The following is a 20,942-nucleotide window of genomic DNA, read 5'->3' as shown; positions in this document are numbered from 1 at the left end:
TTCGGTGGCAGGGACTGACGAAGTGGACGCGCCGCCGAGGAAGGGACGGAAACGGATCGTCCTGGGGGTGTTCGTCCTGGTCGCCGTCGTGGCGGCCGGTGGGATCGCGGTCGCGGTGATCGGCCACGACGGGAAGCCGGAGGCGACCGGTGCCGGCAAGGCTCCGGTGGCGACCACGTCCGTGGTCAAGACCGACCTCTCCGACACCCGGTCGCTCCCGGGCACGCTGGGCTACGGCGTCGAACGCTCGGTGCGGGGCGCGGGCACGGGACTGGTCACCCGGCTGCCGAAGGCGGGGGCCACGGTGGTCAGGGGCAAGCCGCTCTACTGGGTGGACGATCGCCCCGTGCCGGCCTTCGTCGGTGACACGCCCCTGTTCCGCAAGCTGGACAAGGTGGGCACCCGGGGCCGTGACGTGACCGTGGTGGCGAACAATCTGCGGGCGCTCGGATACTCCATCGGCTACATGCCGCCCCAGACGCCGGTAGCGGGGAAACCCTCCGTGCCGGGTGACGTCTTCACCGCTTCGCTCAAGTCGGCGCTCAAGCAGTGGCAGGTGGCCGCCGGGCTGCAGCCCACCGGCACCCTGGACATCGGCCAGGTCGTCGTGCTCTCCGGGCCGGCGCGGGTCGCGTCCATCAAGGCCCAGCTCGGGGACCCCGTGGCGGAGGAGCTGATCACGGTCACCCCGACGGCCAAGGTCGTGACCGTACCTGTGGACGCCACCGACGTGGGCACCATCCGCCTGAAGGCCCGCGCGAGCATCGCGCTCCCCAGCGGAAAGAAGATCGCCGGGCAGGTCACGGCGATCGGGAGGACCGTTCAGGACGTGACGGACGGCTCCGGCCAGACCGCGGCCCAACTGAACATCACCGTCACCCCGCGCAAAGCGGCTGATGTGAAGGCGCTGGACGCCGCGGGCGTCGAGGTGACCTTCACTTCCCAGGTCCGGCGAGGTGTTCTCGCGGTTCCGGTCGGCGCGCTGCTGGCCCTGCGCGAGGGCGGCTACGCCCTCCAACTCCCCGACGGGAAGCTGATCGCGGCGGAGACCGGGATGTTCGTCCGGGGAATGGTCGAGGTCACCGGCAAGGGCGTCACCGAGGGCCTCGAAGTGGTGACGAGCTCATGACCTCCGGGGTCCCCGTCATGCGCGTCCATCGGGCCAGCAAGCTCCATCCGGGTGGCGTCACCGCTCTCGACGACGTTTCGCTGGTGATCGACGAGGGTGAGCTGCTGGCGATCCTCGGCCCGTCGGGATCGGGCAAGTCCACGCTGCTGAACATCATGGGCACGCTCGACCTGCCGACCAGCGGCACCGTGGAGATCGGCGGCCAGGACGTCGCGGCCCTCACCGACCGGAGGTTGTCCGCGCTGCGCGGCCGGCTCCTGGGGTTCGTCTTCCAGCAGTTCCACCTGACGGACGGGCTGAGCGCCGCCGAGAACGTGGCCACGGGGCTCCTCTACGCCGGTGTGCCCCACCGCAGGCGCCGCCCGCTGGCGCTCGAGGCGCTGGCACGGGTGGGACTCGCCCATCGGGTCGGACATCTGCCCCATCAGCTCTCCGGTGGGGAGAGACAGCGGGTCGCCATCGCGCGGGCCCTGGTCAACGAGCCGACGCTGGTCCTCGCGGACGAGCCGACGGGCGCCCTCGACACGGCCAACGGCCAGGCCGTGCTCGAACTGCTGATCAAGCTGAACGCCGAAGGCACCACGATCGCGATCGTCACCCATGACAGGGACATCGCGGCACGGGTGCCCCGGCGGGTGGAGATCCTCGACGGCCGGATCGTGGCCGACGTCCGTACGGGGAGCATGTCATGAGGCGGGCCACTCGAACCGATCCCGTCCGTCTCGCCCCGGGCGACATCCTGCGGCTCGGGCTGCTGGGCATCCGCACCCGGAAGATGCGGGCGGCGCTGTCCGCTCTGGGCATCTCGATCGGCATCGCCACTCTGATCATCGTGATGGGGATCCCGGCCTCCAGCCAGCAGGCCCTGATGAACGAACTGTCCGCGCTCGGCACCAACATGTTGCGCGCGGAACCCATGCCCAACCAGGATCCCCCGGTCCTGCTGCCGGAGACTGCCGACGGCATGGCCGCCCGCATCGCCCCCGTCACCGTGGCGAGCGCGGTCGCCAACACCCACGCCGTCGTGGCCCGATCAGACAAGGTCGACGCCGGAGACGCCGCCGGCATCAGCGTGCTCGCCGGCCGCGTCAACCTGCTCGCCGCGGTCAACGGCTCGGTCCAGTACGGGCGATTCCTCACCGCCTCGACCGACAGGTTCCCGACCGTCGTCCTCGGATATGAGGCCGCGGCACGTCTCGGCGTCAATGAGTTGCCGCCCGGCCAGGAGCCCCCGCAGGTGTTCGTCGGCGACCACTGGTTCACCGTGATCGGCATTCTGCGCTCGATGCCACTCGCCCCCGAGCTGGACCGCTCCGTCCTGGTCGGCTGGGAGGCCGCCCGGAAGTACCTGCGTTTCGACGGGCATCCGACGGTCGTCTACGTGCAGGCGAGGGAGGACGCCCTGGAGGACGTGCGGGAGGTCCTTCCCGCCACCCTCCACCCGGAGACGCCCGACCTGGTGGTGGTCAGCCGCCCCTCGGACGCGCTCGCGGCCAAGCGCGTGACGGAGACCACGTTCTCCGCGCTCTTCCTCGGGCTCGCCGGCGTCGCCCTGCTGGTCGGGGGCATCGGCGTGGCCAACACCATGGTGGTCTCCGTCCTGGAACGCCGCCGCGAGATCGGCCTGCGGCGGGCGCTCGGCGCGACCCGGGGCCACATCCGGGCCCAGTTCCTCACCGAGTCGGTCGCGCTCTCCGGGCTGGGAGGCGTGATCGGCACCCTGCTGGGGGTTCTGGTGGCCGTCGGCTACTCGGCGTACCAGGGGTGGCCGCCGGTGATCCCGCCGGTCGCGGCCTTCGGCGGCATCGGCGGGGCCGTGGTGGTCGGCATGGCCGCCGGGGTCTACCCCTCCATCCGCGCCTCGCGCCTGACCCCGACCGACGCCCTGGCCGCGCCCTGACCCCCCGCGATTTTTCCGGGCCCCGACCACGACCGGACCCTCATCGCCCCCTGACAGGTTCCTCACAACTCCTGGAGATGCTCACCCTCATGATTTCCCTCTCTGATCGCAGCGTCCGGCTCGCCGCCGTGGTGCTCGCCGGTTGTTGCTGGCTCACCGCGTGCGGTGGCTCGGACAGCAAGGTGGCCGCGCAGAACGACGGCGTCGCGTCCCTGGTCACCGAGTCTCCCGCCGGCACGTCCGGTACGGCGAAGGCCGATCCGGCGGGGGACTCCTCTTCTGGCTCTTCTTCCGAGTCCAAGCGGCCCCAGTTGCGCCTGGACAGCTCAGCGGAGGAGGTGGCGGCGTACCGGAAGGCCTACGCCGAATGCCTGACGGACCATGGATCGCCCACCAAGACGAGCGGTGAGCCCACCAAGGCGGAAGTGAAGGCGTACGAGGCCGCGAGGAAGGCGTGTGTGAACAAGGAGCCGCTGATGCCTCCGGAGTTCAGTCCCAAGACGAACCCTCATTACGCCGACGACGTGCGCAAAGAGGTCGCGTGTCTGAAGCGGCATGGGTTCAAGGTGCACATCACGCCGGCCACGGGTTCCGATCCCAATGCGATCGGGTGGACGTACGACAGTATCCCGGGGGAGGGCGTGGACATCACGAAGATCCAGAATGTCTGCCGGGCGGAGGGGTACGGCGGCGGAGCCGCCCTAGAGCCCGGCGCCGCCTGACCTCCTCCCCCCTTGGCCGTGATCATGCACAGGTTCGGTGGCGGGGTGTCTGACCTGCGCCGATCTCGGTCGTGATCATGCACGGGCTCGGTGTTGTGCGGGTTGACCTGCGGTGATGTGCGGCGTGATCATGCACGGAATCGGAAGATGGCACCCTGAGCTGGGGAAATCCTCTCCGTGATCATGCACGTGCGGGGGCCGCGCATGATCACGCCCGGAGTATGGCCAGGTCGGCGATGCCGTACCCGAAGGTGTGCATGATCACGTATGCCGTGAGGCCGGGTCAGGAGCGCTTCGCCCGAAAGCGTGCATGATCACGCTTGAGAAAGCGGCAGGTCGGACACCCCGTCGCCGAAAGTGTGCATGATCACGCCCGGGGGGTGGAGGGGTCACTCGGGCCAGGCGGAATTCTGGATGACTTCGACGAAGTCGATGTGGCGGAAGCCTGGGACGAAGTGCTCGAGCACGTCCGCGTTTACGGTGCCGAACGTCGAAGCCGGCCGATCCTTGAACCCGTCGGTGAACGCCGCCAGAATCTGTCGCTTGAAGTCGGGGCGCGGATGGGCGGCGATGACCGCCGCGACGTCATCGGGGTCGAGATCGCCGTAGCCGATGCCGAGCACGTCCGTCTCCACACCCGCCGTGACCAGGGCGATCTCGGGATCCAGCCGATACGGGACCTCGGGCGTGGTGTGCAGGGCGATCGCCTCCCACACCCTGCGGACGTCGGCAGCGGGCACTCCGTGGGAGTCGAGGAACCGGCGGGCCTCGTCCGCCCCGTCGAGCTCGAACCGCTGGTCGGTGCGCCGGTAGGTCTCGGTCAGCCCCAGGTCGTGGAACATCGCGCCGACGTACATCAACTCGGCGTCGGCCGACAGCCCGAGACGTCTGCCCTGCAGCGTCCCGAAGAGGTAGACACGCCGGGAGTGGTGATAGATCAGGGGCGTCGCCGCGTCCCGGACGAGTTCGGTCGCCTCGGCGGCGAGTTGCGAGTCGGGTACGGCGACGCCCGCGATGGTCTCCGACATGTCAGCGATCTCCTTCGCCCACCTGCGATGTCTGGCTGGAACATGCCCCGCGGTTTGGCCGGATTGCCTCCCCGAAAGGACAAGAACGCCTGGTAGGACATGGTCTATCCCTTCGCGGCGCCTGCCCGAGACCGTCGGTGGCGTCTGCGAGGATGCGGTCTCCGAACGTCCAAGGGGGGCCGGTCAATGGGTGAAGTGGATGGAGCCGCCGAGGAGATGGCGAAGCTGGCCGAGTGGCTCGTCTCCGACGCGCTGCGCGCTCGGCGCCACTGGAGCGAGCCCCGGTTCCGCCGGTCGGTGACGGCCCTGGCCGATCGGCCCGATCAGGCAGGCTGGGCGCGTACGGTCGACCGTACGCTGCTTTCCGGCCTGCGGCAGGCGGTCACGGCCGCGTGGCACGGCGGCTGGCAGCCCGCGGACGTCGCCCGGAAGGTCCGCCGCGCGTTCGGCGGCGAGCATGTACGGCTCAGCATCGACGCGATGGCCGAGGAGATGCGGGCATATGCCGCAATAGCCGTGGATGACCGGTGGCTGGCTCAGCTTTCCGCGCTCGACGCCCGCGTGTGGTGGGAGGCCGACGAGGAGATCCTGCGCGAGAAGGGCGACCGCGTCGCGATGGTCACCCGTGCCGTCGAGGTCCTGTCGGTGCTGACCATGCTTCCCCGGCTGGAGCGGCTCTGCCCACTGCCCGGTACAGCTCGTCGTGTCGTACATGTCCCTGGCCGGGCGGCCACTGAGCGGACCCTCGCCCGTATCCGCGCGTTGCTGGCGAAGGCCGAGTCCACCGAGTTCCCCGCCGAGGCGGAGACGTTCACGTCGGCGGCGCAGTCGCTGATGGCCAGGCACAGCATCGACGCCGCGATGCTCGCCGCCGAGCCCGGCGGCGTGCAGGAGCCGGGTGGCCGCCGGTTGGGGATCGACGCCCCTTACGAGAAGCCCAAGGCGATCCTGCTCGATGTCGTGGCCTCGGCCAACCGGTGCCGCGCGATCTGGAGCAAGGAGCTCGGATTCTCCACGGTGCTCGGGTTCGATCCCGATCTTGACGCGGTGGAGTTGTTGTTCACGTCGCTGCTGGTGCAGGCGACCGCGGCGATGGTCCATGCCGGTGCCCGCCGTGACCTGGCCGGCAGGTCACGCACCCGATCGTTCCGCCAGTCGTTCCTCGCGGCATATGCCCAGCGCATCGGCGAACGGCTCCGCGCGGCCTCAGGTGAGGTGGTACGGCAGGCCGTGGCCGAGACAGGGAGTGATCTTCTGCCGGTGCTGGCCGCCCGGGAGCAGGCGGTGGACAAGGCCGTCACCGCGCTGTTCCCTCGGCTGGCGCGGAGCGGTGTCATGTCGGTCAACGATCGAGAAGGCTGGATGTCTGGGAGAGCCGCCGCCGACCTGGCCACTCTCCATGTCCGCGACAAGATCGCCTAAGGCGTCCCACGCCCCCATGTCCCGGCCCCAAGTTCTGGGGCTCGGGACCCAGCTCTCGAGCGTGATCATGCACGCCTTCGCGAATATGCCACCTGAGCTGCGGAGATGCCGCGCGCGATCATGCGCACATTCTGCGAATGACCCACTGACCTGCTGTGATGGGCATCGTGATCATGCACGCTGTCACTCGCGTCAGCAGGCTGCCCGTGCATGATCACGAAAAGTGAACGCCCAGGTCGCGACGTGTGTGCCCGAACTTGTGCATGATCACCAAATGCATATGGCCAGCTCAATCCCAGTTCTCCAGAAGGTGTGCATGATCACGCACAGTGTTTCCACAGGTGGAGGGATGTGTTGCCGAACCTGTGCATGATCACGCCCAGGGAAGGGGCCGGTCAGGGGTGGTCTTCACGAACCTGTGCATGATCACGCTGGGGATATATACGTTTTCTTGACGCCTTGGGGTGATAGGAACCCCCATCTGCCTTAGTAGTGTGCATTCGGCTTTATGCGCATTTGACGGGGAGGTGACCGAGTGGCCGGGTTAGTGCGGCCCCCGGTGACGGGGGATCTGCGGACGTGGCTGCTCGATGGGCTACACCAGGAGGACCTGAAGGCCGTGGGGCCACACGGTCCCGACGCGCCGGGGGAGCAACATCGCTGGTGGCAGGTGATGTGCCTGACCGGTGTGGACTACTTCTCGACGCTGGGCTATCAGCCGGGCATCGCCGCACTGGCGGCGGGTGCGCTGTCTCCGATCGCCACGCTCTTCCTCGTGTTGCTGACCTTGTTCGGGGCGTTGCCGGTCTACCGGCGGGTGGCGGCGGAGAGCCCGTACGGCCAGGGTTCGATCGCGATGCTCGAGCGACTGGCCCCGCAGTGGTGGGGCAAGTTGTTCGTGCTGGTCCTGCTCGGGTTCGCGGCCACGGACTTCGTGATCACGATGACCCTGTCGGCCGCCGACGCCACGGCGCACATCCTGGAGAATCCGTTCGTCCCCCACCTGTTCGACGGTCATCAGGTCCTCGTCACGCTGGGCCTGCTGACGTTGCTGAGCGCGGTGTTCCTGAAGGGCTTCAAGGAGGCCATCGGCATCGCGGTGGTGCTGGTCGGGGTCTATCTGGTGCTCAACGCGGTGGTCGTGGCCACGGCCCTCGTGCACGTCGTGGAGCAGCCCGACCTGGTCGTGAGCTGGAAGAAGGTCCTGACCACCGACCACAGCAGCCCCCTCGCGATGGTCGCCGTCTCGTTGCTGGTGATGCCGAAGCTCGCGCTCGGCATGTCCGGCTTCGAGACGGGTGCGGCCGTGATGCCGCTGGTCAAAGGCGATCTGAAGGGCCGGATCGCCGGCACCAAGCGCATGCTGACCGTCGCCGCCCTGATCATGAGTGTTTTCCTGATCTTCAGCAGCTTCGCGACGAGCGTGCTGATCCCGGAGAAGGAGTTCCAGGAGGGAGGTAAGGCCGCCGGCCGGGCCCTCGCCTACCTCGCCCACGACTACCTGGGCAACTACTTCGGGACGCTCTATGACGTCAGCACGATCGCGATCCTGTGGTTCGCCGGGGCGTCGGCGATGGCGGGACTGATCAATCTCGTCCCGCGTTACCTGCCCCGGTACGGCATGGCCCCCGACTGGACGCGCGCCGTCCGGCCCCTGGTGCTGGTGTTCACCGCGATCGCCTTCGCCATCACGATCATCTTCCACGCCGACGTCGACGCCCAGGGCGGCGCGTACGCCACAGGCGTGCTCGTGCTGATTCTCTCCGCGGCCGTCGCGGTGGCCGTCGCCGCCGCCCGTGCCGGGCAGACGAAGCTGGTGGCCGCGTTCGGGGTGATCGGCGTCGTCCTCGCCTACACGCTGGTGGCCAACGTGATCGAACGCCCGGACGGCGTGAAGATCGCGTTCTTCTTCATCGTCGCGATCATCGTGACGTCGATCGTCTCGCGCGCCACCCGCTCCACCGAGTTGCGGGTGACCGAGGTGCATCTCGATCCGCTCGCCGAGAAGCTCGTCGTCGAAGCATGCGGAGAGATCCACCTGATCGCGAACGAGCCGCACCAGCGCAACCAGAGCGAGTACACCGACAAGCGCCGCGAGCAGTGGCTGAACCACCGGCTGCCCAGCTCGGAGCCCATCATGTTCGTCGAGGTGACCGTGCCGGACGCCTCCGAGTTCGAGACCGAGCTCCGAGTCAGCGGCGAGGAGCTGTACGGCCACCGCATCCTGCGCATCGAGAGCTCGACCGTGCCGAACGCACTGGCCGCGCTTCTCCTCTACCTCAGGGACCGCACGGGGCAGGTGCCGCACATCTACTTCCACTGGACCGAGGGCAACCCGATCGCCGCCATGCTCCGCTACCTCCTCTTCGGTGGCGGGGACGTGCCGCCCCTGACCCGCGAGGTGTTGCGTCAGGCCGAGCCCGACGTCGAGCGACGGCCACACGTCCACGTCGGCTAGAACCGTGCCGGCCGTGCCGGCTGTGCACACGGCGAGGGCTCGCTACTTCGTGAGGATCATCTCGATGAGGCCGGCGGCGTAGGCGTACTCGGCCTCCGCGTCGAGACGGCCGAACCGTCCCCCCGCCTCGGAGGCCGCGAACCCGAGGATGAAGGTCGACAACAAGCGCTCGGCGCGTACGACGTCGTCTTCGGCGAGCCCGGCCTCCCGTAGCGCGGCGTAGGCGGTCTCTCGCGGCCGCTGGGCTGCCGGCGTGACGGCCGGGCGATGGAAGAGCAGCGGGAACAGATCGGGGTGTTTCCGCGCGACGGCGCGGATGCCGCCGGCCAGCAGGGTCAGCCGTTCGCGCCACGGCAGCGCCGCATCGGGGATCGGTATCTCCCCGTGCAGTCTCTCGACGAGGCCGTCGAGCAGGCCCTGCTTGTCCCCGATATGCCGGTAGAGGGCCATGGGGGTGACGTCGAGTTGCTCGGCGACGGAGCGCATCGTGACCGCGGCGAGCCCACGCTGGGCGGCCAGATCCCAGGTCGCGTCGATGATCTCACTCCGAGTCAGGCCTCTACGTCCCATTGACACTCCTCTTCGCATTTGTATACATTGTATATATACGCTGTATACTTTGGAGGCAGGATGCTGGACGCCTCGGAACTGGTCAAACGCTTCGGGCCGGTGCGCGCGCTCGACGGATTCGACCTGGTCGTCTCGGCCGGAGAGGTCTGCGGGCTCGTCGGCCACAACGGCGCGGGTAAGACGACCTTCGCTCGGATCGCATGCGGCCTGGACCGGCCCGACTCCGGCAGAGTGCTCGTCGCCGGGGCGGAGGCGGGTGGATGGGCGGCGCAGAGCAGGATCGGATGGGCGCCGCAGGAGCCGGCGCTCTACCCCACCGCCACGGCCAGGGAGAATCTCCGCCTCTTCGGAGGGCTCGCGGGGCTCCGTCGCGCGCGGCTGCGCACCGAGATCGCGGAGGTGGCGGCGGCGATGGGCCTTGAAGGCCTGCTCGACCGGCCGGTGGGTCACCTGTCCGGCGGGCAGCAGCGCCGCGTCCAGACCGCCACCGCGCTGCTGCACCGACCGCCGGTCCTTCTGCTGGACGAGCCGACCGTGGGCGCCGATCCCGAGACGCGGCAGGCGCTGCTCGCGGTGGTGCGCGCCCGCGCCCTGGAAGGGGCCGCCGTGTGTTACACGACGCACTACCTTCCCGAGCTGATCGAGCTCGACGCCACGCTGGCCGTCGTCTCCGGAGGCCGTGTGATCGCCCGGGGCACCCGTCAGGAGCTGCTCACGGGCCTGCCCGGCCGGGCCGTGCTGACGTTCGACGGTCCCGCACCCGGCGGCGGCGGTGCGGAGGCACTGGTCATCGCGTCCGCCCTCCCGGCAGAGGCGGCGGCGGAGGTGCTGGCGACGCTCGGCCCCGACGCGCGGCGGCTGCGCGGCGTCGACATCACCCAGCCCACGCTGGACGACCTCTACCGGCACATCGCCTCAGGGGAGCTGGACCGTGCTGCGTGACACCGCCATCGTCGCCAGGCACACCTGCGTGCTCCTCGGCCGGGACCCCGGCACGCTCATCGCGTACACGGTGATGTCGTCGGTGCTGATGGTGGTGCTGCACCCGGTGTACGAGCGGCTGGCCGCGCCGGGAGCGTCCGGGGTCCTGAGCGCGGCGAGCGGCACCGCGGTCATGTTCACTCTGCTCGCCCTGGACGTGGCGGGAGAGCAGCTGCTCAGCGAGCGCGACTGGCACACCTGGGACCGGCTGCGCGCGAGCTCCGTGTCTCGCGCGGCTCTCCTCGTCGGCAAGGCCCTGCCGCTCGTCGTGGTCTTTCTCGCGCTCCAGGCCCTGCTGTACGGCGAGGCCGCGTGGTGGTTCGGCCTCGATCTGGCGGGCGGCGCGTGGCGGCTCCCCGTTCTGTGTCTCCTGTGGGCCTGCTGCGTCGCCTCGCTGGGACTCGCGCTGGGAGCGTGGCTGCGCAGCCGCGGCCGGCTCGGCGCGGTCGCCGACATCGGGGCGATGGTCATGATGGGGCTCAGCGGCGCGCTCGTCCCGCTCGGCGGCCTTCCCGGCTGGTTCACCGGCCTGGCGCCGGCGACCCCCGGTTACTGGGCGGTTCACGGCGTGCAGGCCGCGTTCCGGTCAGGCAGCGGGTACGGCACGGCCGTCGCCGCGCTCTGCGCCGTCACACTGGCCGCCGGAGCGCTGGCGGTGGTCCGGATCGTCGCGTTCCCCGGCCGCCGCTGAGCGCTCAGAGGCGGAAGACGATCACGATGGCGAGGCCGTTGCCGAAGCCGGTCCATTCGCCGCAGGAGGCCACGGGAAGTCACCATCGAATGCGGATGATAGGGATTTCATCAATATCCGGCCTGGACACGTAGGAACCTCGTCAAGACCGGCGATCAGCCTGCTTGTCTGTACTTGGCTGGACACATGAGGATGGGACGGCCGGCCGGTCCCCGGCACACCGAACTGCTGGTCGCGGCGGGATTCGCCGTGGTCGTGGGGGGCTGCCTGACGGCGACCGCGGTCTTCCCACCGGGGGAGATCGTGGGCCGGATCGCCGTCCTCGCCGCCGTCCTGTGCGTCTTCGCGGCTCGGACGGCCGATCCTCTCGCGGCCCTGGCCACCGCCGTCATGGGCTGGCTGGTGGCCACCGGATTCCTGGTGAACCGCGAGGGTGAGCTCCGCTTCACCGGCTGGCCCGATCTGCTGCGTCTCGCCGTCCTGGTCGCGGCCGTCGCCATCGGGACGCTCTGGGGGAGGATCAGAATCGCCCGCCAGTACGCCGCTGTGACGATCATCGAGATCGCCCCCGACGACCCGTTGCTCGCAGATGCCGCCGCCCTCGCCGAACCGGCCGGTTCGGCGAGGGCGGTGAACCACTGACGGTCAGAGGCCGACGTCCCTGCGCGTGAGGTCCTCCATGCTTTCGCGGCGGACCACCAGCCTGGCCTTCCCCTGGCCGACGGCCACCACGGGCGGCCGGCAGGTCAGGTTGTAGGTGGACGCCATGGAGTGGTGGTAGGCGCCCGTGGCGGCCACGGCGACGACGTCGCCCGGGTGGATGTCGGCCGGCAAGGGCACGTCCTCCGCGATCACGTCGCCCGCCTCGCAGTGGTGTCCGACCACGGTCACCTCGCGATCGCCCTCGTGGGACGTACGGCCGATGAGCCTGACCTGGTAGCGGGAGCCGTACAGGGCGGGGCGGGGGTTGTCGCTCATGCCCCCGTCGACCGCCACGTAGGTGTGCCCGAGGCCCTTCTTGACGGAGATCACCCGGTAGAGGGTGACGCCGGCCGTTCCCGCGATGGCGCGGCCCGGCTCCACGATCAGGCGGGGAACGGGCAGCCCGAGTCCGGCGGCGCGTTCCTCGACCGCATGGGTCACGCGGTCGGCGAAGGCCTCGATGTTCAGCCTGGAGTCCCCCGGCCGATAGGCGATGCCGTGGCCGCCGCCGAGATCGAGTTGGGGCAGTGCCACGCCGTGGGTCTTCCAGACGCCGGCGAGATGCTCGACCATGGCGCGGGCGGCCCTCTCGAACGGCTCGACCTCTGTGATCTGGGATCCGAGATGGCAGTGCAGGCCGACGAGTTCCAGGCGCGGCTGCCTGAGCACGCGGCTCACGGCGTCGCCCGCGCCTCCGGTCGCGACGGACAGGCCGAACTTCTGGTTCTCCCCTCCGGTGCGGACCGCGGCGCTCTCGCCGGCCTCGATGTCCGGGATGACCCTGATCAGTACCTTCTGGCGCTGCCCCGCGGGTACCAGCGCGGCCAGCCGGTGGATCTCGTCCACGCTGTCCACGACGATCCGCCCGACGCGCTGCTCCACCGCCAGGTGGAGCTCGAGCGGGGTCTTGGCGTTGCCATGAAAGATGATCCTCGCGGCGGGGAAGCCGACGGAACGCGCGACGGCCAGTTCGCCCGCCGAGCAGACGTCGAGGCTCAGGCCCTCGGTGCTCAGCCAGCTCGCCATCGCGCGGCACAGGAACGCCTTGGCGGCGTAGGCGATCTCCGCGTTGGGCAGCGCGGCCCGGTAGGCGCGGGCCCGCAGGCGGACGTCGGTCTCGTCGATGACGTAGAGCGGCGTGCCGAACCGGTGGACGATCTCCATGAGCGGCACGTTGCCGATGGTGGCGATCCCGTCGTGCCGGAAGCGGGTGGTGGCCGACCACGGACCGTGTGCGGTCTCGGTCATGACAGTCATGCGGGCTCCTCCTCGGTGAGCAGGGCCTGCCCCAGGCCCACGACGGTTCTTGCGATGAGTTGGGTGTGGGTGGCGTCGGCGCCGGCGTCGCGCAGTTCGGTGACGGCACGCTCGAGATCGGGCATGTCGCGGCAGACGAGGTGGACCTCGAGGTCGAAGTCGCCGACGAGGGTGACCGCGCCCAGTACCGATCGCATCCTGCGCAGCCGTCCTTCGTAGACGTACGGCGTGGTGCCGGGCGCCAGCCGTACGCCGACGAGGGCCTGGGTCGTGAGGCCGAGCACGGCGGGGTCGACGTCGGCGTGGACGCCCACGAGGACGCCTCGTTCACGCAGGCGGCGCAGCCGCACCGAGACCGCGCTGTCGGCGAGTGCCAGCTCGCGGGCGAGCTCCCGGACCCGGGCCCGGCCGTCCATCCACAACGCGCGGAGCAGGCGCAGGTCGATGTCGTCGAGGACTCTCGCGCGCCTGGCCGGGGATCCGGCCCCATCAGCCGTCATGGACTCCCTCCAGGATCGCCCCAATAGTTACAAAAAGGACGCTAGATCCTGGGCGTCGGCGAATTCGTGATCAAGACGCGATCCCTACGCGGACGCCGTGAATGTTGACGTGCGGTTGACGACGCACCCCGTTCTGTAGCGATATGACCTTGATGAGCTGGATGTTCGGGCGGCCCGGACGTAGCGTCGAGGGCGTGAGCATCTCCGCCCCACCGTGTGACCACGCAGCCTCGACAGGTCCCGTCGTCCTCCGTGCGCTGCGGCACGGTGAGAGCACGTCGAACGTCGCCTGGGCCGAGTCCCTGGCCGGGGGTACGGCGACCGTCCCCTCCGACGACATGGAGATCTCACTGACCGATCTCGGACGACGGCAGGCCGCCGCGGTGGGGCGCTGGCTGTCGGCCCTGGATCAGCCCCCTGACATGGTGTGGTGCTCGCCGTACCTGCGGGCGGAGCAGACCTGGTCGCTGGCCCGGCGCGAACTGGTGGCGGCGGGACGCGAAGCACCGTGCGAGCGGGTGGACGCCCGGCTCCGTGACCGCCATCGCGGGCTGCTCCACCATCTGCCCCCCGCCGTGGTCGAGGAGCGCTTCCCCGGGGAGGCGGCGCGCGAGGGGCGCGAGGGCATGCTGGGCTACCGGCCTCCGGACGGCGAGTCGTTCATGGACGTGGCGGCGCGGCTACGCTCGGCCTGGCAGGACATCCGCGGCGACGCGGCGCATCAGCGCGTCCTGATCGTGGCGCACGACGCGGTCGTGCTGCTCCTGCGCCAGATCCTCGAAGGCCTGTCCGACGATGAGATCCTGGCGATCACCGCGGCCGGTCTTGCGGGCAACGGCTCGGTCACCACCTGGGAACGTCAGGAGAAGCGCTTCCGGCTGGCCTCCTACGACTTCCGTGGCCACCTGCGGCTCTGACGACCGCCGTCAGTTGAGCCTGCCGGTGCTCACGCCGTTGAACCAGCCCACATCGTCGGGGGCCGTCCGCACCGTGATGACACGGATGTTCGTGAAGTCGTCGAACGACTCCCGGCCGCCTTCCCGGCCGACGCCGCTCGCCTTCACTCCGCCCCACGGTGCGGACGGGTCCAGGCGGTGGTGATCGTTCACCCACACCATTCCGGCCTCGAGCCGTTCCGACACCCGGTGAGCCCGGGCGACATCGCGGGTCCAGACCGCCGAGCCCAGGCCGTACGGCGAGTCGTTGGCCAGCGAGACGGCCTCGTCCTCGTCCTCGAAGGGGATGACGACCACCACGGGACCGAAGATCTCCTCCTGCGCGACGCGCATGTCGTTGCGGACGTCGGCGAGCACGGTCGGTTCGACGAAGAAGCCGCCGGGGAGCCCGGGAACGTCGGCAGGGCGACCCCCCGTCACCAGGCGTGCGCCCTCGTCCAGCCCGATGCGGACGTAGTCGAGGATCCGGTCCCTGGCCGTCGCCGAGATGACCGGGCCGAGTTGTGTGCGCTCGTCGGTCGGGTCGCCGACCCGGATCGAACCGGTGACCTTGGCGAGGGCCTCGACGACCGAGTCGTACGCGCCGCGCTGTACGAGCAGCCGGCTGCCGGCGACGCAGGTCTGGCCCGCCCCGGCGAAGGCGGCGAAGGCGGCCCCCTGGGCGACGGCCTCGCTGGGCGCGTCGTCGAACACCAGCACGGGGGTCTTGCCGCCGAGTTCGAGGGTCGCCTTGGCGAAGTGACCCGCGGCGGCCAGGGCGATCGACCGGCCGGGCTCCGTGCCGCCTGTGAACACCACCTTCTCGACCAGTGGGTGGGCCGCCAGCGCGGCGCCCGCGACCGGGCCCAGGCCGGGGATCACGTTGAGCACTCCGGCGGGGATGCCGGCCTCGTCGGCGATGTCGGCGAGCATGAGCGCGGTCAGGGGGGTGTGCTCCGACGGCTTCAGGACGATCGAGTTTCCCGTCGCCAGCGCCGGGGCGAGGCTCTTGGACGCGATCATCAGCGGGTGGTTGAAGGACGACAGGATCCCGACCACTCCGAGCGGGAACCGGCTCGTGTAGGAGTGGTAGCCGTCGCCCATCGGGACCACGTCTCCCCGGTCGGCGAGCAGCAGCGCCGCGTTGTAGCGGTACCAGTCCGGGAGCCGGGCGATCTGGGCCCTCGTCTCGGTGATCGGCCGCCCGTTGCTCATGGTCTCGAGACGGAACAGGTCGTCGATCCGGCCCTCGATGCGGTCGGCGAAACGGTTCAGCACGCGTGCCCTCTCGTGGATGGACCTGTCTCGCCACACGCCGGAACGGAACACCTTGTCGGCCGTCTGGACGGCACGATCGACATCCTCGCCGGTCGCGCCCATGACCTGGATGAACACCTCCCCGGTCGCCGGATTCGTCACGTCGATCGGCGCGGCGTGCCCCTCGGCCACCCGCCCGCCGATGCGCAGGCCCGTGGCGGGCTCGTCGAACAGCGCGTCGCCGCTCATGGATGTCACCTCTTCGCCCGTATACCAAAATGTAGAACTGTATACAGGTTACCATATGTCATGTTATGTTCTGTATGTCGTATTTCTGCGATGGAATCGATGGGGAGGGCGACGTCAGGAGGAGGTGCCGATGGAGTCAGCCGCGGCGCGGGTGACCGGTGCGTTGCGTCAGCGTGTGCTGACCGGCGAACTGAGGCCCGGTGAGCCCCTGTCCCAGTCGCGCGTCGCCGCCGAGTACGGCGTCAGCCGGATTCCCGCACGGGACGCGTTGCAGACCCTGGCCGCCGAGGGGCTGGTGGACCTCGGCGCGTTCACCGCGGTCGTCCGGGGAACGTCGATCGGCGAACTCCAGGAGCTTTACGAGCTGCGCGAGGCGATCGAACCCCTCCTGACCAAGATCGCCGTGCCGAACGTCGGACGAGCCGAGATCGCCTTGATGACGTCGCTCCTCGGTGAGATGGAGGCACACCCGTCCTCGATGGACTGGCTCGCCGCCAACGCGAGGTTCCATGCCCTGATCTACACGCGGGCCGACCGTGTGCGCATGATCGAGCTCACCACCCAGCTCAGGCGGCTGACCGATCGCTATCTGTATCTGCACGTCGACATGTTCGGCGAGACCGGCCGCCTGGACCTCGAGCATCGCGAGATCCTCGAGGCCGTCGGAATCGGTGACGCCGCCGGGGTCGCCGAGCTGACACGCAGGCACATCGCGAAGTCACACGATTACCTCCTGCGCCACATGCTCCACCGGGAGCCGGCTCCGCAGGCCTGAGCCGGGTCCCGCCCGGCCTGATTCCTCTCACAACGGTCGGCCGTCGCATGTTCCGACAAGTTTACTAAGCCATTGACAGCTCTTAGCGAACCAGTGGTACTCTCTCGCGGAGAGCGCTCTCTTAGATGAGTTCGACCGATCGATGACCGGCGAAGCGCGCAGGCGAATCGACGCCGGTGCGCACCTCCGTCTCCGCTCCGGGGCCGGAGCGCCGTCACCAGCCCGGCTCGGCCCACCGCCGCCGGATCGTCGATCGGTCCTCGACGAAGGGAGAGCCCATGTCGAACATGCGCGGGCGCATGGACGTGGGAGCAAGCCCCGGCCGGAGGCTGGGACTTCGTCTCAAGGCGGGTGCCTCCGCCGTCCTATTAGGAGTGGGCACGGTGGGTGTCGCGTTCCTCACCGCCGTGGCCGTCCCCGGAGCCGCGAACGCCGCCGTTCCGGCCCCACCCCCCGGGTTCAGCCTCACCTGGAGCGACGACTTCGGCTCCGCCGCGGGAACGGGCGTGAACACGGGAACCTGGAAGTACGACACCGGTCCGGGCAGCAGTTTCGGCACCGGTGAGATCGAGACGATGACGAACAGCACGGCGAACGTCTTCCACGACGGCGCCGGGCACCTCGTCCTCAGGGCCCTGCATTCGGGGAGCAATCCCACCTCGGGCTGGACGTCCGGCCGCATCGAGACTCAGGCGGCGACGTTCGGCGCGCCGCCTGGCGGAGTCGTGCGGATGGAGTCGTCGATTCAGCAGCCCAACGTGACCACCGCCAACGGCGCCGGCTACTGGCCCGCCTTCTGGATGCTGGGCGCGCCGCTGCGCACCGGCACCCCCTGGCCGACCAGCGGCGAGATCGACATCCTTGAGGACATCAACGGCCGCAGTTCGGTGTTCGGGACCCTGCACTGCGGGACCAACCCGGGTGGCGTCTGCAACGAGTCGACCGGCATCGGCAGCGGCGAACGCCCCTGTCCAGGATGCCAGACGGGCTACCACACCTACGCGGTGGAGATCGACCGCTCGGTGTCGCCCGAGCAGATCAGGTGGTACCTCGACGGCAACAACTACTTCTCCCTCTCGGCGAATCGTGTCGACGCCACGACCTGGGCGAACGCCGTCGACCACCCGTTCTTCATCATCTATGACCTCGCGATGGGCGGCGGCTTCCCGGCGGCCTTCGGCGGCGGTCCCAACGCCGCGACCGTGTCCGGCGGGCAGATGAACATCGACTACGTCGCCGTCTACAACAAGCCCCCGGGCGGTGGCGGCGGCGGATCCAATCTCGCTCAGGGCAGGCCGACCACGGCCTCCTCGATCGAGAACGGGAGCCTCGTCGCGCCGAACGCCACGGACGGGAACACCGGCACGCGCTGGTCGAGCGGGTTCAGCGATCCGCAGTGGATCCAGGTGGACCTCGGCTCGACCCGGACGATCAACCGGGTCGTGCTGAACTGGGAGGCCGCCTACGGCAGGGCGTTCCAGGTCCAGACGTCGAACAACGGCACCTCCTGGACGACCGTCTACTCGACCACCACCGGCACGGGCGGCGTGCAGAACCTCGCGGTCTCGGGCTCGGGCCGATACGTGCGGGTGAACGGCACCCAGCGGGCGACGCCGTACGGCTACTCGCTCTGGGAGTTCCAGGTCTTCGGGCCCTAGCGATCGGGCGGGGTGGCGAGGCGAAGCCGATCCGCCTCGGCACCCCGTTTCCGCCGTTCACCTGACATCCCGCAAGCTGGTGAGAAACAACTGAGAGCGCTCTCTGTCTCTCTTGCCGGGCTCGTTGACGGCAACACTTACAACCGCGACGGCATACTCGGCCTGGCGCGTCGCCACGGCCTGCGGAGCCACCACTATCGGTGCCTTCTCCACGGCGACGTCGCCGTAGTTCATCCCGGCGAACGCCCCGCACCTGGCGATGGGACTCCTGCCGGCTCTGGTCGCCGGAACAGTCCTCATCGGCTTCGGCCTGGAGCCGGCTCTGTCCGAACACTGAATGGGCACGTCAGGAAACGCTCTCTTGCCTCGGGGCGGCGGCGAAGAAGGATGTGTGACCTGAGTGGCATCGCGAATTCGCCACGTCAACGGCATTGTGCCATTTCTCGTGAGTGAGCCGATGCGACGACTGACAGGAATTCCCGACGGATCGCAAAACTGGAATTGACTGGCAGATCCTGAGGAAGTTTCACGTCGACGGCTCCTGATGGCGGATCCCCCCGGAGGTCAGGACCTCAGGTGGATCCGGAAGGCCTTGACCTTTCCCCGATGACCTGCGGAATGACATCCGCCGTATTCTCCCGTGAAGACTCCAGGCGTATGTCATCCGCTCGGAGAAGCGGAGAGAACGGGAAAAGTGGCCATGGCGCGGACGCGGTTAACCGGATAGAAATATCTCATCACTTCTTATGAGGCCTGACGTTAGTTCACGCTGACCAGGGAGCGCTCTCTCGCTGGGAACCGGCGTCGGGCCGCCGTTCTCGATAGGCAGGTCGATGAGAACAGTCCGTGATCAGGGTGCGTGGAGAATGGCGCGCACACGTAGAGGCACCTCCTTCATCCGGCGTCTCGGCGTCACGGCCTCGGCGGTCGCGCTCACCGCCGCCGGGTTGGCGCCCATGACGGGCACCGCGTCCGCGCACACGAACAGGCAGCCGGACTTCGGGCCCAACGTCTTCGTGTACGACCCGTCGACGCCCGTCGCGGAGATCCAGGCGAAGTTCGACCAGATCTTCGCCCAGCAGGAGCACAACGAGATGGGCACCGCCCGTTACGCCGTGCTGTTCAAGCCGGGGCAGTACGACGTCAACGCGAGACTCGGTTACTACACCACGGTGGCCGGGCTCGGCCGGTCTCCCGACGACGTGGACGTCCACGGCGCGGTGCGGGTCGTCGGACAGCCCGACCCGAGCTCCGCGGCCGGCATCTCCGCGCTCACCAACTTCTGGCGCTCCGCCGAGAACCTGTCGGTGACGCCGACCGACTGGTCGAACCAGTGGGCGGTGTCGCAGGCCTCGCCGATGCGGCGGGTCCACATCAAGGGCATCCTCTGGCTGGAGCCGGGGAACGGCGGGTTCTCGAGCGGCGGCTACATCGCCGACTCCAAGGTCGACGGGATCACGATCAACGGCTCGCAGCAGCAGTGGCTGACCCGCGACAGCGTGCTCGGCGACATCTGGACCAACGGCGTGTGGAACCAGGTGTTCTCCGGTGTCACCGGCGCGCCCGCACAGGGCTTCCCGAGCCCGCCGTACACGACGCTCGCGACCAGCCCCGTGACACGGGAGAAGCCCTACCTCTACGTGGACGACGCGGGCCGCTACCGGGTGTTCCTCCCGGCACTGCGGCACGACACGTCCGGGACGACGTGGGACGCCGGCCAGCAGCAACAGGGCTCGTCGGCGTCGATCGACGACTTCTACATCGCCAAGCCGGGCGACAGCGCGGCGAAGATCAACCTGGCACTGCTGCTCGGCAAGAACCTCCTGCTCACTCCGGGCGTCTACCACCTCGACCAGCCCATCCACGTGCTGCGCAAGAACACGGTCATCCTGGGTCTGGGCATGCCGAGCCTGGCGCCGGACACCGGCAAGGCGGCGCTGCAGATCGCCGACGTCGACGGAGTCCGGGTCGCGGGCGTCCTCGTCGACGCCGGCAAGCGGGAGTCCGACACGCTCGTGCAGGTCGGCAGCCCCCTGAGTCATCGGGACCGCTCCGCCAACCCGACCTCGCTCCAGGACGTGTTCTTCCGGATCGGCGGCCCATGGGTCGGCAAGGCCGAGACGAGCCTCGTGGTGAACAGCGACGACACGATCATCGACAACATCTGGGCGTGGCGCGGCGATCACGGCAACGGGATCGGCTGGACCCAGAACACCGCGGACACGGGCGTCGTGATCAACGGCGACGACGTGACGGCTTACGGTCTGTTCGTCGAGCACTACCAGAAGTACCAGACGATCTGGAACGGCGAACGCGGGCGGACGATCTTCTACCAGAGCGAATTGCCCTACGACCCGCCGAGCCAGGCCGCGTGGACCAGCCCGACAGGCAAGGGCTACGCGTCGTACAAGGTCGGTCCCAGGGTGAAGTCCCACGACGCGTGGGGCCTCGGCGTCTACTCCTACTTCAACCAGGGAGTGGACATCCGCGCGGACCGTGGGATCGAGGCGCCGAAGACGCCGAAGGTCCGGTTCAACGACATGATCACGGTCTTCCTGGACGGCAGCGGCGGCATCGAGCGGACGATCAACGACGCGGGCACCCCCGTCGTCGGTTCGTACGGCACGAGCACCATCGTCAGCTACCCGTGATCTGACGCGATCACCTCATGTCGAGGCAGGCCGGTCCGGATCCCTCTCGGGCCGGCC

19 protein-coding genes are annotated in these 20,942 nt (G+C 69.1%); 13 read left to right on the top strand and 6 right to left on the bottom strand.

Features of this window, described 5'->3' with window-relative positions; genetic code table 11:
• Positions 1-4 precede the first annotated feature (4 nt).
• The 4 genes from Psi02_RS24685 to Psi02_RS24670 all read left to right on the top strand — a co-directional run bounded on the left by Psi02_RS24685 (position 5) and on the right by Psi02_RS24670 (position 3,751).
• Positions 5-1,129, top strand: a complete 1,125-nt coding sequence (locus tag Psi02_RS24685; protein ID WP_203978030.1) for a peptidoglycan-binding protein — start codon at positions 5-7, stop codon at positions 1,127-1,129.
• A complete protein-coding gene (locus Psi02_RS24680) occupies positions 1,126-1,821 on the top strand; it encodes an ABC transporter ATP-binding protein (protein WP_203978029.1) in 696 nt (231 codons plus the stop codon). Before Psi02_RS24685 ends, Psi02_RS24680 begins: the two co-directional genes overlap by 4 nt.
• Complete coding sequence (locus tag Psi02_RS24675) at positions 1,818-3,029, top strand: ABC transporter permease (RefSeq protein ID WP_203978028.1); 1,212 nt, start codon at positions 1,818-1,820, stop codon at positions 3,027-3,029. Before Psi02_RS24680 ends, Psi02_RS24675 begins: the two co-directional genes overlap by 4 nt.
• Before the next feature lie 89 nt (positions 3,030-3,118).
• Entirely contained in the window at positions 3,119-3,751 is a 633-nt protein-coding gene (locus Psi02_RS24670; RefSeq protein ID WP_203978027.1) for a hypothetical protein, read from the top strand.
• 389 nt (positions 3,752-4,140) lie between these two features.
• Here Psi02_RS24670 and Psi02_RS24665 read toward each other — a convergent pair whose 3' ends face one another.
• A complete protein-coding gene (locus Psi02_RS24665) occupies positions 4,141-4,779 on the bottom strand; it encodes an HD domain-containing protein (RefSeq protein ID WP_203978026.1) in 639 nt (212 codons plus the stop codon).
• 186 nt (positions 4,780-4,965) lie between these two features.
• On the opposite strand from Psi02_RS24665, the gene Psi02_RS24660 reads away from it, so the two are divergent.
• Together Psi02_RS24660 and Psi02_RS24655 are read left to right on the top strand one after the other, a co-directional pair.
• Positions 4,966-6,201 (top strand): DUF2786 domain-containing protein, encoded by a 1,236-nt coding sequence (locus tag Psi02_RS24660; RefSeq protein ID WP_203978025.1) that lies wholly within the window; start codon positions 4,966-4,968, stop codon positions 6,199-6,201.
• A 535-nt stretch (positions 6,202-6,736) separates the two neighbouring features.
• A complete protein-coding gene (locus Psi02_RS24655; protein WP_239095118.1) occupies positions 6,737-8,659 on the top strand; it encodes an amino acid transporter in 1,923 nt (640 codons plus the stop codon).
• 42 nt (positions 8,660-8,701) lie between these two features.
• Here the strand turns inward: Psi02_RS24655 and Psi02_RS24650 are convergent, their stop codons facing one another.
• Positions 8,702-9,229, bottom strand: coding sequence for a TetR/AcrR family transcriptional regulator (locus Psi02_RS24650; RefSeq protein WP_203978024.1), 528 nt, complete (start codon positions 9,227-9,229; stop codon positions 8,702-8,704).
• A gap of 60 nt (positions 9,230-9,289) precedes the next feature.
• On the opposite strand from Psi02_RS24650, the gene Psi02_RS24645 reads away from it, so the two are divergent.
• The 3 genes from Psi02_RS24645 (at position 9,290) to Psi02_RS24635 (ending at position 11,543) form a co-directional block, all read left to right on the top strand.
• Positions 9,290-10,171 (top strand): ABC transporter ATP-binding protein, encoded by an 882-nt coding sequence (locus Psi02_RS24645; RefSeq protein WP_203978023.1) that lies wholly within the window; start codon positions 9,290-9,292, stop codon positions 10,169-10,171.
• Positions 10,161-10,901 (top strand): ABC transporter permease, encoded by a 741-nt coding sequence (locus Psi02_RS24640; protein WP_203978022.1) that lies wholly within the window; start codon positions 10,161-10,163, stop codon positions 10,899-10,901. Before Psi02_RS24645 ends, Psi02_RS24640 begins: the two co-directional genes overlap by 11 nt.
• A 186-nt stretch (positions 10,902-11,087) precedes the next feature.
• Positions 11,088-11,543 carry a hypothetical protein gene (locus Psi02_RS24635; RefSeq protein WP_203978021.1) on the top strand — a complete coding sequence of 152 codons (456 nt, stop codon included), beginning with the start codon at positions 11,088-11,090 and terminating at the stop codon, positions 11,541-11,543.
• 3 nt (positions 11,544-11,546) lie between these two features.
• On the opposite strand, the gene lysA is transcribed toward Psi02_RS24635, so the two are convergent.
• Together lysA and Psi02_RS24625 are read right to left on the bottom strand one after the other, a co-directional pair.
• A complete protein-coding gene (gene lysA, locus Psi02_RS24630) occupies positions 11,547-12,860 on the bottom strand; it encodes a diaminopimelate decarboxylase (protein WP_203978020.1) in 1,314 nt (437 codons plus the stop codon).
• On the bottom strand, positions 12,857-13,360 hold the full coding sequence (locus Psi02_RS24625) for an Lrp/AsnC family transcriptional regulator (protein ID WP_203978019.1): 504 nt from the start codon (positions 13,358-13,360) through the stop codon (positions 12,857-12,859). The genes lysA and Psi02_RS24625 overlap by 4 nt, the downstream gene beginning before the upstream one ends.
• A 194-nt stretch (positions 13,361-13,554) precedes the next feature.
• Here Psi02_RS24625 and Psi02_RS24620 point away from each other — a divergent pair, with 194 nt between their 5' ends.
• Positions 13,555-14,277 carry a histidine phosphatase family protein gene (locus tag Psi02_RS24620; RefSeq protein WP_203978018.1) on the top strand — a complete coding sequence of 241 codons (723 nt, stop codon included), beginning with the start codon at positions 13,555-13,557 and terminating at the stop codon, positions 14,275-14,277.
• A gap of 9 nt (positions 14,278-14,286) precedes the next feature.
• On the opposite strand, the gene Psi02_RS24615 is transcribed toward Psi02_RS24620, so the two are convergent.
• A complete protein-coding gene (locus tag Psi02_RS24615; protein WP_203978017.1) occupies positions 14,287-15,801 on the bottom strand; it encodes an aldehyde dehydrogenase in 1,515 nt (504 codons plus the stop codon).
• A gap of 130 nt (positions 15,802-15,931) precedes the next feature.
• Here Psi02_RS24615 and Psi02_RS24610 point away from each other — a divergent pair, with 130 nt between their 5' ends.
• On the top strand, positions 15,932-16,576 hold the full coding sequence (locus Psi02_RS24610; RefSeq protein ID WP_203978016.1) for a GntR family transcriptional regulator: 645 nt from the start codon (positions 15,932-15,934) through the stop codon (positions 16,574-16,576).
• Between the two features lie 278 nt (positions 16,577-16,854).
• On the top strand, positions 16,855-18,234 hold the full coding sequence (locus tag Psi02_RS24605; RefSeq protein ID WP_203978015.1) for a galactose-binding domain-containing protein: 1,380 nt from the start codon (positions 16,855-16,857) through the stop codon (positions 18,232-18,234).
• A gap of 57 nt (positions 18,235-18,291) precedes the next feature.
• Here Psi02_RS24605 and Psi02_RS24600 read toward each other — a convergent pair whose 3' ends face one another.
• Positions 18,292-18,534: a hypothetical protein gene (locus Psi02_RS24600; RefSeq protein WP_203978014.1), complete on the bottom strand. Its 243-nt coding sequence runs from the start codon at positions 18,532-18,534 to the stop codon at positions 18,292-18,294.
• A 566-nt stretch (positions 18,535-19,100) separates the two neighbouring features.
• Between Psi02_RS24600 and Psi02_RS24595 the strand changes: the two genes are divergently transcribed.
• Positions 19,101-20,885 (top strand): pectate lyase-like domain-containing protein, encoded by a 1,785-nt coding sequence (locus Psi02_RS24595; RefSeq protein ID WP_203978013.1) that lies wholly within the window; start codon positions 19,101-19,103, stop codon positions 20,883-20,885.
• Positions 20,886-20,942 lie beyond the last annotated feature (57 nt).

The sequence above is a fragment of the Planotetraspora silvatica genome (assembly GCF_016863315.1).
Taxonomy (GTDB): Bacteria; Actinomycetota; Actinomycetes; order Streptosporangiales; family Streptosporangiaceae; genus Planotetraspora; species Planotetraspora silvatica.
Note: the sequence above shows the minus strand (reverse complement) of the source record. Positions and strands in the feature narration are given on the sequence as shown.